Origin of the sequence: Mesorhizobium sp. M7A.F.Ca.US.008.03.1.1 (genome assembly GCF_003997495.1) — a bacterium.
In the GTDB taxonomy this organism is placed as follows: Bacteria; Pseudomonadota; Alphaproteobacteria; order Rhizobiales; family Rhizobiaceae; genus Mesorhizobium.
Genome location: NZ_RZRU01000011.1, coordinates 1 through 13,988, shown reverse-complemented (window position 1 = coordinate 13,988; position 13,988 = coordinate 1). Strand labels below are relative to the sequence as shown.

14 protein-coding genes are annotated in these 13,988 nt (G+C 62.2%); 2 read left to right on the top strand and 12 right to left on the bottom strand.

The window, feature by feature from the left end; genetic code table 11:
* Nucleotides 1-71: 71 nt before the first annotated feature.
* From EOA16_RS16550 to dusB, 5 genes are all read right to left on the bottom strand, one after another.
* Nucleotides 72-1,433 (bottom strand): sigma-54 dependent transcriptional regulator, encoded by a 1,362-nt coding sequence (locus EOA16_RS16550; protein WP_127259225.1) that lies wholly within the window; start codon nt 1,431-1,433, stop codon nt 72-74.
* Nucleotides 1,423-3,708, bottom strand: a complete 2,286-nt coding sequence (locus EOA16_RS16545) for a PAS domain-containing sensor histidine kinase (protein WP_164754287.1) — start codon at nt 3,706-3,708, stop codon at nt 1,423-1,425. The genes EOA16_RS16550 and EOA16_RS16545 overlap by 11 nt, the downstream gene beginning before the upstream one ends.
* Before the next feature lie 128 nt (nt 3,709-3,836).
* On the bottom strand, nt 3,837-5,297 hold the full coding sequence (gene ntrC / locus EOA16_RS16540; RefSeq protein ID WP_127259223.1) for a nitrogen regulation protein NR(I): 1,461 nt from the start codon (nt 5,295-5,297) through the stop codon (nt 3,837-3,839).
* The gene (locus EOA16_RS16535) at nt 5,294-6,436 is read right to left on the bottom strand and encodes a nitrogen regulation protein NR(II) (protein ID WP_127259222.1); all 1,143 of its coding nucleotides are present in this window, start codon (nt 6,434-6,436) and stop codon (nt 5,294-5,296) included. Before EOA16_RS16535 ends, ntrC begins: the two co-directional genes overlap by 4 nt.
* Complete coding sequence (gene dusB, locus EOA16_RS16530) at nt 6,433-7,461, bottom strand: tRNA dihydrouridine synthase DusB (protein ID WP_127259221.1); 1,029 nt, start codon at nt 7,459-7,461, stop codon at nt 6,433-6,435. The genes EOA16_RS16535 and dusB overlap by 4 nt, the downstream gene beginning before the upstream one ends.
* 243 nt (nt 7,462-7,704) lie before the next feature.
* On the opposite strand from dusB, the gene EOA16_RS16525 reads away from it, so the two are divergent.
* Nucleotides 7,705-8,934, top strand: a complete 1,230-nt coding sequence (locus tag EOA16_RS16525) for a bifunctional 2-C-methyl-D-erythritol 4-phosphate cytidylyltransferase/2-C-methyl-D-erythritol 2,4-cyclodiphosphate synthase (protein ID WP_127259220.1) — start codon at nt 7,705-7,707, stop codon at nt 8,932-8,934.
* The gene (locus EOA16_RS16520) at nt 8,931-9,440 is read left to right on the top strand and encodes a CinA family protein (RefSeq protein WP_127259219.1); all 510 of its coding nucleotides are present in this window, start codon (nt 8,931-8,933) and stop codon (nt 9,438-9,440) included. The genes EOA16_RS16525 and EOA16_RS16520 overlap by 4 nt, the downstream gene beginning before the upstream one ends.
* Here EOA16_RS16520 and EOA16_RS16515 read toward each other — a convergent pair.
* The 7 genes from EOA16_RS16515 to EOA16_RS16485 form a co-directional block, all read right to left on the bottom strand.
* On the bottom strand, nt 9,416-9,874 hold the full coding sequence (locus tag EOA16_RS16515) for a type II toxin-antitoxin system RatA family toxin (protein WP_127259218.1): 459 nt from the start codon (nt 9,872-9,874) through the stop codon (nt 9,416-9,418). The two genes, EOA16_RS16520 and EOA16_RS16515, sit on opposite strands and share 25 nt — an antisense overlap.
* A gap of 12 nt (nt 9,875-9,886) precedes the next feature.
* Nucleotides 9,887-10,852 carry a lipoyl synthase gene (lipA, locus tag EOA16_RS16510; protein ID WP_127259217.1) on the bottom strand — a complete coding sequence of 322 codons (966 nt, stop codon included), beginning with the start codon at nt 10,850-10,852 and terminating at the stop codon, nt 9,887-9,889.
* 138 nt (nt 10,853-10,990) lie between these two features.
* Nucleotides 10,991-11,248: a GlsB/YeaQ/YmgE family stress response membrane protein gene (locus tag EOA16_RS16505; RefSeq protein WP_023812036.1), complete on the bottom strand. Its 258-nt coding sequence runs from the start codon at nt 11,246-11,248 to the stop codon at nt 10,991-10,993.
* 89 nt (nt 11,249-11,337) lie between these two features.
* Nucleotides 11,338-12,783 carry a dihydrolipoyl dehydrogenase gene (gene lpdA / locus EOA16_RS16500; protein ID WP_127259216.1) on the bottom strand — a complete coding sequence of 482 codons (1,446 nt, stop codon included), beginning with the start codon at nt 12,781-12,783 and terminating at the stop codon, nt 11,338-11,340.
* Between the two features lie 16 nt (nt 12,784-12,799).
* Nucleotides 12,800-13,435: an SGNH/GDSL hydrolase family protein gene (locus EOA16_RS16495; RefSeq protein WP_127259215.1), complete on the bottom strand. Its 636-nt coding sequence runs from the start codon at nt 13,433-13,435 to the stop codon at nt 12,800-12,802.
* Nucleotides 13,432-13,848: a hypothetical protein gene (locus tag EOA16_RS16490; RefSeq protein WP_127259214.1), complete on the bottom strand. Its 417-nt coding sequence runs from the start codon at nt 13,846-13,848 to the stop codon at nt 13,432-13,434. Before EOA16_RS16490 ends, EOA16_RS16495 begins: the two co-directional genes overlap by 4 nt.
* Nucleotides 13,849-13,862: 14 nt before the next feature.
* Nucleotides 13,863-13,988: 2-oxo acid dehydrogenase subunit E2 (locus EOA16_RS16485; RefSeq protein WP_155765471.1), on the bottom strand; the 126-nt coding region annotated here is incomplete at its 5' end.

The window sequence follows — 13,988 nt, the reverse complement described above, 5'->3', positions numbered from 1 at the left end:
CTTTCTTATGCGATTCCACTGCGGCCGTAACCGGCAAATGCTTGGCCCAGGTGCGGCTGGATATGACGCGCTCAGACGCCCAGCGACTTCAGCTTGCGATGCAGAGCGGAGCGTTCCATGCCGATGAACTCGGCGGTCTTCGAGATGTTGCCGCCGAACCGGTTGATCTGAGCGATCAGATAGTCCTTCTCGAACTGCTCACGCGCTTCACGCAACGGCAGCGCCATGATGTGCTGGTCGGATTGATTGGGCGTGCGCGGCATGACATCGCCGATCTCGGCCGGCAACAGGTCCGCGGTGATCGGCGAATCGACGTCGTCGCCGCGCGCAAGGATCATCAGGCGCTCGACATTGTTGCGCAGCTGGCGAACGTTGCCCGGCCAGTTGTGAGCCTGCAGAACGGCCAGCGCGTCGTCGCCGATGCGGCGCGGCTTGATGCCGGCCTGGCGGGCAATCTGCTTCATGAAATTGTCGACGAGGTAGGGAATATCCTCACGCCGCTCGGCCAATCCCGGCACGATGACCGGAACAACCGCCAGGCGATGGTAAAGATCCTCGCGAAAACGCCCGTCGGCAATCATCGCTTCGAGGTTCTGCGACGTGGAGGAGATGATGCGGACGTCGACCTTGACCCGCTTGGTTCCCCCTACCCGCTCGAACTGCTGCTCGACCAGCACGCGCAAGATCTTGTTCTGCGTCTCGCGCGGCATGTCGGCCACCTCGTCGATGTAGAGGATGCCGCGATGGGCTTCCTCCAGCGCGCCGACCTTGCGCTCGACGCCATTCGATTCGGTGCCGAACAGCTCGATCTCCATGCGCTCGGGCGTGATGTTGGCGGCGCTCAGCGTCACGAAAGGTGCGCCCTTGCGCGCCGACAGCGTGTGGATGGCGCGCGCGGCCAGCTCCTTGCCCGAGCCCGACGGTCCGATGATCATCACGCGGCTGTTGGTCGGGGCGACACGTTCGATGGTCTGGCGCAACTGGCTCATCGCCGACGACATACCGATCAGGTCGAAGGTTTCGCCGCTGCGCAGCTTGAGGTCGGAAACCTCGCGCCGCAATTTCGAGGTCTCGAGCGCACGCTCGGCAATAAGGATCAGCCTGTCGGCTTTGAACGGTTTTTCGATGAAGTCATAGGCACCGCGACGGATGGCGGAAACCGCCGTTTCGATGTTGCCGTGGCCGGAGATCATCACCACCGGCAGGGTCGGGTGCATGGTCTTGATCTCGTCGAGCAGCGCCAGCCCGTCCAGACGCGAGCCCTGCAGCCAGATGTCGAGGAAAATCAGCCGCGGCGCGCGATCAGCTATAGCAGCGAGCGCGCTGTCTGCGTCGAACGCCGTACGGGTTTCGTGACCTTCGTCGCTCAGAATGCCCGCGACGAGTTCACGGATGTCTTCCTCGTCATCGACGATGAGAATATCAGACGCCATTACCGACCTTTTCAGTTTCTCTTTCGTTTTCCGTCCTGCTTTCGCCGCGTGGAGACGCAGCAGCCGCAGGCGGCAGGATGATGCTGATCATCGCGCCGCGCCCGTTGTGGAAGTCCGCAGGGGCATCATGAAGTTCCAGCCTGCCACCATGGTCCTCCACGATCTTCTTGACGATAGCGAGGCCAAGTCCGGTGCCCTTCTCGCGTGTGGTCATGTAGGGCTCGAGCAGCCGTTGGCGATTCTCGCGCGGCAGGCCTTTGCCATTGTCGATGACGTCGATTCGAATCGCGCCATTCTGGCGCCCGGCTTGAATCCGGATTATGCCGTGCGAACCGTCCTTCTGTTCCAATCCATCGATCGCCTCGGCGGCGTTCTTGATCACATTGCCGAAAGCCTGCGCCATCAGCCGGCTGTCAAACGTACCCTTGAGCGGCTCGTTGCCGAACACGCGCTCGAAAGCAATGTCGGCGCGGCTGACCTCGACCAGGAACGAGGCCTCGCGCAACGATTCGCGCAGGTCGATGGCTTTCATCTCGGGCTTGGGCATGCGCGCGAAAGCCGAGAATTCGTCGACCATGCGGCCGATATCCTCGACCTGCCGGATGATGGTGTCGGTGCATTGATCGAAAATCTCGCGGTCCTCGGTGATGACCTTGCCGAAGCGTCGCTTGATACGTTCGGCCGACAGCTGGATCGGCGTCAGCGGGTTCTTGATCTCGTGGGCGATGCGCCGCGCCACGTCGGCCCAGGCGGAGGAGCGCTGGGCCTGAACCAGATCGGTGATGTCGTCGACCGTCACGACATAGGATTTTTCCTCCGAGCCGTCGTCGCCGGCCTCGATGGTGATCTGCACGTTGAAGGTCCGTTCGGCGCCGGCGCGGTAGAAGGTCACCTGCTCGCGATAGACAGGCTTGCCGGACTTGCGGCCAATCTCGAAGACGCGGCCGACATGCGGCAGCACGGCGGAAAGGTTCTGCCCAAGGGATACGCTGGCGGAAATCGCCAGCATCGCCTCGGCCGAGCGGTTGACGATGGTAACGATGCCGTAGGGATCGACGCCAATGACGCCGGCGGTGACGCCGGCAAGCACGGCTTCGGAGAAGCGGCGCCGTTCATCGATCAGGTCCTTGGCCGACAGGATCTCGTTGCGCTGCGATTTCAGTTCGAGAAGCATCTTGTTGAACGTATCGCCGAGCGAAGCGACATCGCCGTCTGAAGGCCTGACGGGAACCGCGACGTCGAGATTTCCGGTTGCCACTTCGTCGGCGGCGCCGATGAGCTGGCGAATGGGCCGCACCAGGCGGTCGGCGACCGCAATGCCGGTCCAGATCGCGGATAGGATGATGATCAGCGTCAGCGACAGATAGGGCAGCGCGAAGGCCACCTGCGAGGTACGGCGATTATCTTCCAGCCCCCGATATTCGTCGGTATTGGATCTGACGATCTGCCGTGCCTTGATCACTTCGGGATCGACGAGCCTAATGGTGTAGAGATAGAGCCCTTCGATCTCCCGCAGCTTGACGATGGCGCCCATGATGTTGCGCGTTTTCGGTTCGATCAGCACCGGTTTGCCATCGGCAGCGCTGGCCACGGCGCCTTCCGGCGGCTCGGGCATGGCGAAATCCGTGTCGGTCTTGGCGCTCATGACGAACGAGCCATCGGGCTTGATCAGCGCCGCATGGGCCAGCGATCGGCCAACGGCCTCCTTGTTCATGAGGTCGAGAAAGCCGGTACGATCAAGGCCGTATAGTGTGCGCGACGCATCGAGGTCATAGGCCATCGACAGCGTCGTGCCCTGGAGGTTGCGGGCATTTTCCTGGACGTAGGCGTCGGCGATCGACAGCGACGAATTGACGATCGTCTTGGTGCGGATCTCGAACCAGCGATCGAGACCGATGTCGAGCGTGATCGAGGCGATGATTGCCACCATGATGGCGGGAATGGCGGCGACGAGAGCAAACATGGCGACGATGCGCACGTGCAGCCGCGAGGCGGCCTTGCCATGCCGGCGCGCCATCAGGATGCGGTGCACTTCCCGTCCGACCAGCGCGATAAGAAACAGGACGAAAGCCGCGTTGAGTGCAATCAGCGCCAGCGTCGTCGACTCGTTCGGTGTGATCGGCGTGGCGCCGACGAGGATGGTGAACGAGATCGCCGCTGTCATCAGCGCGCCGACGACCGCGATCACGCCTGGCAGCGCAAGCAGCCGGCGCCCGTCACGAACGCCGGGTTCGCTGAAAAGCGGTTGGTTTGTTGTCGGTGCCTGCGGAGCCATGTCGCCGTCTAGAGCCATTATTGCGTCGGATGTATGCAACGCATTGTGGCGATTATGCAACAAGTGTGACCGAGACGGAAATCTTTCGCGAGCCGATCCCCTGAAAAGAGCGCGGCTCAGATCAAAGCTCAGCCCTGCCGCGATGATTTGTAGACGTTGACGCCGAGTTCGCGAATCTTCTTGCGCAGCGTGTTGCGGTTCAGGCCCAGCAGTTCGGCGGCCTTGATCTGGTTGCCACGCGTTGCCGTCATCGAGGCCAGGACGAGCGGAAACTCGACCTCGGACAGGATGCGCTGATAAAGCCCGGCAGGTGGCAAATCGCCGGCAAAGGAGGCGAAATAGCGCTGCAGGAAGTGCTCGACCGCCTGGCCGATCGACAGATCGTCGGGAATGAGATTGCCGCCGCCCGGCACCACCGGACGTTCGCCGGTCTTGAGCTCCGCCTCGATGATCTCGGCGGAAATCTCGTCCTGCGAATAGAGCGCAGCGAGCCTGCGAACCAGGTTTTCCAGTTCACGCACATTGCCCGGCCATGGGTAGCGCTTCATCAACTCGATGCCGCCGGAAGAAATGCGCTTGGTCTGCAGGCCTTCCATCTCGCCGAGCTTGAAGAAGTGGCGGACGAGGTCCGGCACGTCCTCGGAGCGCTCACGCAACGCCGGCAGCCTGAGCGGCACGACGTTGAGGCGATAGAAGAGATCCTCGCGGAAAAGCCCCTGGTTGATCAGCGTGCGCAGATCCTTGTTGGTGGCGGCGACGATGCGCACGTCGGTCTTGATCGGCGTGCGTCCGCCAACCGTCGTGTATTCGCCCTGCTGGAGCACGCGCAGCAGGCGTGTCTGCGCCTCCATCGGCATGTCGCCGATCTCGTCGAGGAACAGCGTGCCGCCTTCGGCCTGCTCGAAGCGCCCGGTCGAGCGGTTCTGCGCGCCGGTGAAGGCGCCCTTTTCGTGGCCGAACAGTTCCGATTCGATCAGATCGCGCGGGATCGCCGCCATGTTGATGGCAACGAACGGGCCGCCGCGGCGGCGGCCATATTCATGCAGCGCGCGCGCCACCAGCTCCTTCCCGGTACCGGATTCGCCCGAGATCATCACCGTCAGATCGGTCTGCATCATGCGCGCCAGCATGCGGTAGATGTCCTGCATGGCGGCCGAGCGGCCGACCAGCGGCATTGCGTCGGGCTGTTCTTCCGGCCGCGGATCGATCTTCGGCCGCCGCGGCTCAGAAAGCGCCCGGTTGACGATGTTGAGCAACTCGGTCAGGTCGAACGGCTTGGGCAGATATTCGTAGGCGCCGGTTTCGGACGCACGGATGGCCGTCATGAAGGTGTTCTGGGCGCTCATGACGATGACCGGCAGTTCCGGCCGCGCCTTCTTGATGCGCGGCAGCATGTCGAAGGCGTTCTCGTCCGGCATGACCACATCGGTGATGACCAGATCGCCCTCGCCCGCCGCCACCCAGCGCCACAGCGTGGAAGCGTTGGAAGTGACGCGCACCTCATGACCGACGCGCGAAAGCGCCTGGTTGAGGACCGTGCGGATCGCCGCATCGTCATCGGCGACGAGAATATTACCGCGAACGGTCATTTACGTTCTCCTTCGCCTTCATCATCGGCGCCGTGTGGTGCTTCTTTCCAGGCCGGCATCAGGATGCGGAATGTGGTCCCGCGCGGCGTCGATTCGCATTCGATGATGCCGCCATGCTCGCCGACGATCTTGGCGACCAGCGCAAGACCCAACCCTGAGCCGTTCGGCTTGGTGGTGATGAACGGGTCGAACAGGATCGGCAAAATATCTTCCGAGACGCCGGAGCCATTGTCGCGCACGCAGAACTCCAGCGGCAGCGATACGCGATCCTGTGTGCCGGGGACGGAAACGCGAATGCCGGGCCGGAAGGCGGTCGACAGCACAATCTCGCCCTGCGGGTCGCTGCCGATCGCCTCGGCGGCGTTCTTGACCAGGTTGAGGAACACCTGAATCAACTGATCGCGGTTGGCAAACACTGGAGGCAATGAAGGATCATAATCCTCCATTATCTTGATTCGCTTGGCAAAACCGTTCTTGGCAATGGCCTTCACATGGTCGAGCACGACATGGATGTTGACGGGATAGCGATCGATCGGCCGCTCGTCGGAAAACACCTCCATGCGATCGACCAGCGATACGATGCGGTCCGTCTCGTCGGTGATCAGCCGCGTCAGTGCGCGGTCCTCGTCGGAAGCAGATAGTTCGAGCAACTGGGCAGCACCGCGGATGCCGGAGAGCGGGTTTTTGATCTCATGGGCAAGCATCGCCGCCAGGCCGGTGACCGAGCGAGCTGCGCCGCGATGCGTCATCTGCCGGTCGATCTTGTCGGCCATCGACCGTTCCTGGAACATCACCACCACCGAGCCCGGAAATTCCGGTACCGGCGCGACATAGAGATCGACGACCTTCTCGATGCCGAGGCGCGGCGACGACACGTCGACCCGATACTCGTTGACCGGGGCTCGGCGCTCGCGCACCTGGTCCACCAGCGTCAGCAGCGGACTGCCGAAGGGAATGAGTTTTGACAGCGTGTTGCGGGCGAGCATGGTCGCGCTCGAACGAAAGAAGTCCTCCGCATCGGCGTTGGCGAAGGTGATGAACCCCTGCTCGCTGATCATGATCACCGGGCGGCGGATGGTGTTGAGCACGATCTGGGCGGCATCCGCCATTTCAGCGCCTTGGCCGGCGGTGGCGTTCATGCGGCGCTCCGCAGGTTCAAGGGTTGCGGATCGCGCGAAAACACATCGCGCAGCAAGGCGATGACGCGCGCGGGCTCGAATGCGGTCAGTATAACCTTTCGGCTGTCGTCGGCGACGCCGCCGGCATGCCGATCAAGATACCAGCCGAGATGCTTGCGCGCCTGGCGCAGGCCGCTTTCGGCGCCGTAGAGCACCAGCATGTCCTCGTAGTGGGCCACGATGTAATCGGCGAACGCCGTCGGGTTCTGTGGAATATTTGGCGTCGCCTTGCCTGTTGCTGAGGCCGCAATGCCGCCTGCGATCCAGGGCGCGCCATAATGGGCACGGCCGATCATCACGGCGTCGGCACCCGATTGATGGAGAATGTCGGCCGCTTCCGTCGGCGAAGAGACGTCACCATTGGCGACGACCGGGATGGACACGGCTTCCTTGACGCGGGCAATGGCGCGCCAGTCGGCTTTGCCCTGATAGAACTGGCAGCGCGTTCGGCCGTGCACCGTCACCATGCTGACGCCGGCCTGCTCGGCGCGGCGCGCCAGCATCGGCGCGTTGAGCGCGCCTTCGTCCCAGCCAAGCCGCATCTTGACCGTCACCGGCACCTCGACCGCGCCGACAACGGCGTCGATCAGCGACAGTGCGTGGTCGAGATCCAGCATCAATGCCGAACCGGCATAACCGCCTGTGACCTTTTTGGCCGGGCAGCCCATGTTGATGTCGATAATGTCGGCCCCCTCACCGGCTGCGATTCTGGCACCTTCGGCCATGTGCAGCGTCTCACGGCCTGCAAGCTGAACCATATGGACGGGCAGGCCGGAGTGGCGTATGCGCAGGTTGAAACCGGCCCTGCCCTTGGCGAGTTCGCCGCTGGCAACCATTTCGGACACGACCAGGCCCGCTCCATGCGCGTGGGCACGCTGCCGGAACGGCTCGTCCGTAATTCCCGACATCGGTGCGAGGAACACGCGATTGCGGAGTCTCACACCGCCGACATCGAGCGGCGAGGCCAATTTGGTCAAGTTAACCATGCACAAAAACCAAGCATCTTCATTCGCTGCACATTCTCTAGCCATATCGGCCGCGATGTGCAACGCGGAATGACGCCACATTGAGGCGCAATTGGGAAAATGCTGGCCTTCGGCTTTGGCCCCGCCCAAAGCGCCGCGCGTCCCCCGGACGCGCAAAGGATGCTTTGGAATTTCATAGTTAGCGCACGATCTTTCCGAAAACCGATTACACTTTTCGGGATCGTGCGCTAGGACCAAACGGGCATGACTGACGCAAGTGAAAATCACGTTTCGGGTGAGGATGGCAAGGTCGCGGTGGTGATCGTTGCGGCCGGCCGTGGCGCACGCGCCGGACAGGCCAACGGACCGAAGCAATATCAACACATTGGCGGCTTTGCCGTCATCGCACACACGCTGGACATTTTTCTGGCCCACCCGCGGACCAGCGAGATCGTCGTCGCCATTCATGCCGACGACCATGAACTGTTCCGGCAGGCGGCGGGCGCCAACGCCGAGCGTGTCACCGCCGTTATCGGTGGGGCAACCAGGCAGGAATCTGTCCGGCTCGGCCTGCTTGCCCTTAGAGGCCACGCGCCGGGGCAGGTTCTGATCCATGATGCCGTCCGCCCGTTTGTCGATGCGGACCTGATAGATCGTACCATCGCCGCCATCGGCGAGCGCGAGGGCGCGTTGCCCGCTTTGCCCGTCGCCGACACGCTGAAGCGCGAAGCGGCCTCTGGCGTGGTTGGCGAAACCGTTTCGCGCAGCGGGCTTCACGCGGCGCAAACGCCACAGGGCTTTCCGTTCTGGCCCATCCTTGCCGCGCACGAGAAAGCCCATCATCTGGGAAAAATGGATTTTACCGATGACGCCGCGATCGCCGAATGGGCGCATATTCCGGTCAAGATCGTTCCGGGCTCGCCCAACAATGTCAAACTCACCTGGGCACGGGATATTGCGATGGCGGACCAGCGGCTTTCCGGCGAACGCGTGCGCTTTCCCGACATCCGTACCGGCAATGGCTACGACGTCCACGCCTTCGAGCCCGGCGACCATGTCACCCTGTGTGGCGTCGCCATTGCGTACGACAAGAAACTGTCGGGCCATTCAGACGCCGATGTCGGTCTGCACGCCTTGACCGATGCGCTGCTGGCGACTTGCGGCGCCGGCGACATCGGCACGCATTTTCCGCCGTCCGACCCGCAATGGAAAGGCGCCGCGTCGCGGATCTTCGTCGAGCATGCGGCAGGGCTGGTGCGCGAGCGCGGCGGCCGCATCGCCAATGCCGACATCACGCTGATCTGCGAAGCGCCGCGCGTCGGCCCGCATCGCGAGGCGATGACGGCAGCCCTGTCGCAGATGCTGGCAATTTCCGCGGACCGCATCTCGATCAAGGCGACAACCAACGAAAAGCTTGGCTTTGTCGGGCGCGAGGAAGGCATTGCGGCGATCGCCACCGCCAGCGTGGTGTTTCCCGGCGAGGTGCCGGAATGAACAATAACGAGCTGGCAAATGCCCTGCTGCAAGCCTGCCGAGAGCGCGGCATCATGCTGGCAACGGCGGAAAGCTGCACCGGCGGCATGATCATCGCCGCGCTGACCGACATTGCCGGCTCGTCCGCCGTGGTCGATCGCGGCTTCATCACCTATTCCAATGAAGCCAAGATGGACATGCTCGGTGTTTCCACCGCCACGCTCGAGGCGCATGGCGCGGTTTCGCGCGAGACTGCGATCGAAATGGCGACAGGCGCGCTTGCCCGTTCGCGAGCCGGGCTGACCCTGGCGGTCACCGGCATCGCCGGGCCTGGCGGCGGTTCCACGGAAAAACCGGTCGGCCTGGTCTGGTTCGGGGTCGGCCTGGACGGCCAAGCCGTGACAGCCGAACACAGGCTGTTTGCCGACAAGGGTCGCGACTTCATCCGCAGGGAAACCGTACGGCACGCATTGGAACTGGGGTTGCGTGCGCTTGGCCGGCCTCAGGCCGAGGGTGCCGCACCGTAGATGACGTCGGCACGCTTCTCGAAAGCCTCCGCGAACATGCGGAAGGCGCGATCGAACATGGTCCCCATGACCGCGCCCAGAATACGGCTCTTGAACTCGTAGTCGATGAAGAAGCGGACGGCGCAACCGGCGCCGTCGGGTTCGAAACGCCAGACATTGCTCAAATATTTGAACGGGCCGTCGATGTATTTCACGTCGATGGTGTTCTCGTCGGGCTTCAGCAGCACCTGCGTCGTGAAGGTTTCGCGGATCGCCTTGTAGCCGATGCTCATGTCGGCAAGGAGAACGGTACGCCCGTCACGCTCCTTGCGCGAGCGAACCGTCAGCGCTTCGCAAAGCGGCAGGAATTGCGGATAGGATTTAACATCGGCGACCAAAGCAAACATCTGCTCGGGTGTATGGGATACGCGTCGGGTGGCTTCGAATTTTGGCATGAAACCAGCTGATTAAGCTGACTTGTTGAGAATCGCTTCCCGTGCCGCGCGCAGCTTGGCGAAATCGTCGCCCGCATGATGCGACGAGCGCGTCAGCGGGCTCGACGCCACCAGCAGGAAACCCTTGGTCCGGCCGATAGTCTCGAAGGACTTGAATTCGTCCGGCGTGACGAAGCGGATCACCGGATGGTGCTTCTTCGACGGCTGCAGATACTGGCCGATGGTCATGAAGTCGACATTGGCCGACCGTAGATCGTCCATCAACTGCAGGATTTCATTCCGTTCTTCGCCCAGCCCCACCATGATGCCGGACTTGGTGAAGATCGACGGATCAAGCTCCTTGACCCGCTGCAACAGCCGGATCGAATGGAAATAGCGGGCGCCCGGACGAACCGACAGATAGTTCGAAGGCACGGTTTCGAGATTATGGTTGAAGACGTCGGGTTTGGCCGCCACGACGATCTCCAGCGCGCCTTCCTTGCGCAGGAAGTCGGGCGTCAGGATTTCGATCGTCGTCGACGGCGTTGCCGCTCGGATGGCGCGGATGACCTCGGCGAAATGCTGCGCACCGCCGTCGGCAAGATCGTCGCGGTCGACCGAGGTGATGACGACATGGGTCAGGCCCATCTGCTTGACGGCATGCGCGACGCGGGCCGGCTCATCGGCATCAAGTGCTGTCGGAATGCCGGTGGCGACGTTGCAGAACGCGCAGGCGCGCGTGCAAATCTCGCCCATGATCATGAAGGTGGCGTGCTTCTTTTCCCAGCACTCGCCGATGTTGGGGCAGCCGGCCTCTTCGCAGACCGTCACCAGCTTGTGCGACTTCACGATTTCGCGCGTTTCGGCATAGCCCTTCGACATCGGCGCTTTGACGCGGATCCAGTCGGGCTTGCGCAGCACGTCCTGATCAGGCTTGTGCGCCTTTTCCGGATGCCGCAAGCGCGGGGCGTTGGCGATCGTATCGAGGACAGTGACCATCGGGAAACCTGGTTCATTCGCGACCGCCAGTCAGGCGTTCGCTGTCATAAGTTCATCTAAGACTTTTCAAGGCAAAGAAAAAGGCCGCGGCGGCGCATGCCGCAACAGCCTTTTTCGCATAGCAGTTTTTCAGCGGTATTAACGACGCACCAGGCGTCCGGCCCAGATCAGCAGGCAGGCGCCGATAAAGCCGGTGATCAGATAGGCAATCCAGCCGACGCCGAACGGGCCGAAATTGAGAGCCTGCAGAATGGCGTTCAGCACGACCGCGCCAACGATACCCATAACAATGTTCATGAAGATGCCGGTGTTGCTCTTCATGAACATTTCGGCGAACCAGCCTGCCAGACCGCCGATAATGATGGCTGCTATCCAGCCGACGCCATTCAGGTGCATATGCCGTCTCCTTGTGTGATGGAAGAAAGTGCATCCGCAAACGAAGTACCTTGCCGCCGGGTTCCATCTGTAGCAGCGCTTTCAATCTATCACGCGTTGAGCGCGCGGCCATAGGCGTCGAGCACGCTTTCCTTCATCATCTCCGACAGCGTCGGGTGCGGGAAGATAGTGTGCATCAGCTCTTCCTCGGTTGTTTCGAGGTTCATCGCCACGACAAAGCCTTGGATCAGTTCGGTCACTTCGGCGCCGACCATGTGAGCGCCGAGCAATTGACCGGTCTTCTTGTCGAAGATGGTCTTGATGAAACCCTGATCCTCGCCGAGCGCAATAGCCTTGCCATTGGCGGCGAACTGGAAGCGCCCGACCCGGATATCCTTGCCCTCGGCCTTGGCCTTGGCTTCGGTCAGGCCAACCGAGGCGACCTGCGGATTGCAATAGGTGCAGCCCGGAATCTTGAGCTTGTCGGTGGCATGCACACCGGGAAAATTAGCAATCTTCTCGATGCACACCACGCCCTCATGCTCCGCCTTGTGCGCCAGCATCGGCGGGCCGGCAACATCGCCGATGGCGTAGATGCCCGGCACATTGGTCTTGCCGTAGCCATCGATGACGACACAGCCACGCTCCGTCTTCACGCCAAGCGCCTCAAGCCCGAGGCCCTCGATATTGCCCTGCACGCCGACGGCCGAGATCATCCGATCGGCGGTGATCTTCTCGACCTTGCCGTCCTTCATCTCGACATGCGCGGTGACCGAGTTCGTGCCCTTCTCGACCTTGGTCACCTTGGCTTCGAGGATGATCTTCATGCCTTGCTTCTCGAACTGCTTTTGCGCGAATTTCGAGACTTCAGCATCCTCGACCGGCATCACTGCCGGCAACAACTCGACCACCGTCACGTCGGCGCCCATGGTGCGGTAGAAGGAGGCGAATTCGATGCCGATGGCGCCTGATCCCATGACCAGCAGCGATTTCGGCATCTCCTTCGGTACCATGGCCTCAAAATAGGTCCAGATCAGCTTGCCGTCCGGTTCGATGCCGGGCAGCGCGCGCGGCCGGGCGCCGGTCGCCAGGATGATGTGCTTGGCGGTGTAGGTGCCCTCGCCCTTGACGCCTTTCGGCACAGGCGGCTGCGGCTCCATCGGCTTCTTGGCCGTCTTCGACACGACGATCTCACCTGGCTTCGAAAGCTTGGCTTCGCCCCAGATGACGTCGACCTTGTTCTTCTTCATCAGGAAGGCAACGCCACCGTTGAGGCGCAACGAGACTTTTCGCGAGCGGTCGACCACGGCAGCCGTGTCGACGCTGACCTTGCCATCCAGCTTCAGCCCATAGTCCTTCAGGTGATCCGAATAGTGCATGATCTCGGCCGAGCGCAGCAACGCCTTGGTCGGGATGCAGCCCCAGTTGAGGCAGATGCCGCCGAGATGTTCGCGCTCGACGATCGCCGTCTTGAAGCCAAGCTGGGCGGAACGCACCGCCGTGACATAGCCGCCGGGGCCGGAGCCGATGATGATGACGTCGTAGTTCTCAGCCACGATTTTTCTCCTTGATTCACAATTCGAGCATGACGCGCACGACGGGCGCCAGCGCCTTGCCGATGTTTCGTGTGTTTTCGGCATCGAGATGGACACCGTCGAGAGGGGTGGTCGCCGCCACGCTGCCGGCATCGAAGAAGCCACAGCCGGCTTCGTCGGCGAGAGCGGCATAGAGCGGCGCCAACCGGGCCGATGCCTCGTCGCCGCCTGCAAACATTTCCTTGAATTCAGCATCGTCGGTACGGCTGACGGCGGGCGGCGCGACGATCAGGATCTGCGGCGCCGGCCAGTCGAACGGATAGTCGTGGCCGCGCACGATGTTGATCAGACGCTGGATGCCTTGCTTGGCTGCTACCGGATTGCCGTGGATCCAGGGCTTCATGTCGTTGGCGCCAAGCATGATGACGATCAGGTCGATCGGCGCATGCGTCGTCAGGACCGTCGGCAGCACCCGTGCACCATTGCGATCGGCACCAGCCAGATGATCGTCGAAAGCCGTGGTGCGGCCATTGAGACCGTCGGCAATCACTTGCACGCCGCCACCGAGGCTAGCCTGCAGCACGCTCGGCCAGCGGTCTTCCCACGCATGGCGGCCGCCTTCGGCATTGTAGCCCCAGGTCAGCGAGTCGCCGTAGCAAAGAACCGTCTTCATGCGCCCACCTGTGCCTTGATCGAACCGCGTCCCACCCGCCAGCGCACGAACAGCCAGTGAATGACAATCGTCACCAGACCCGGCAGACCGAGGCCGGCAACAATAGGAATATCCTTCTTCACCACTGCGGAACTGCTATCGGCGTAGAGGATCAAGGCAACCAGCAGGGCAAGCAGCACCACAAGCATGATCAGCAACCACTTGCCGGCCCTGGCCACAGCCGCCACCGGATCGGCCATGAATTGCGCCACGAAGAAGACGAAGGTGACGATCAACGTCACCAGCACCGAGACCATGAAAACGAGGATGTATTCTTCCTCGGCGCCGGTGGCGATGGCCAACCATTGCGCGGCCAGTCCGCCGGCAAGCCCGGAAATGACGAAGGCGAAAAGGCTGGTGAAGAATTTCCGCACCGCCCTCTCCCTTCCTAGACCAGCATGCCCATCGGGTTTTCGATCAGCCGCTTGAAGGCGACCAGCAGTTCTGCACCCAGCGCACCGTCGACAGCGCGATGGTCGGTCGACAGCGTCACCGACATCACGGTGGCTATTTT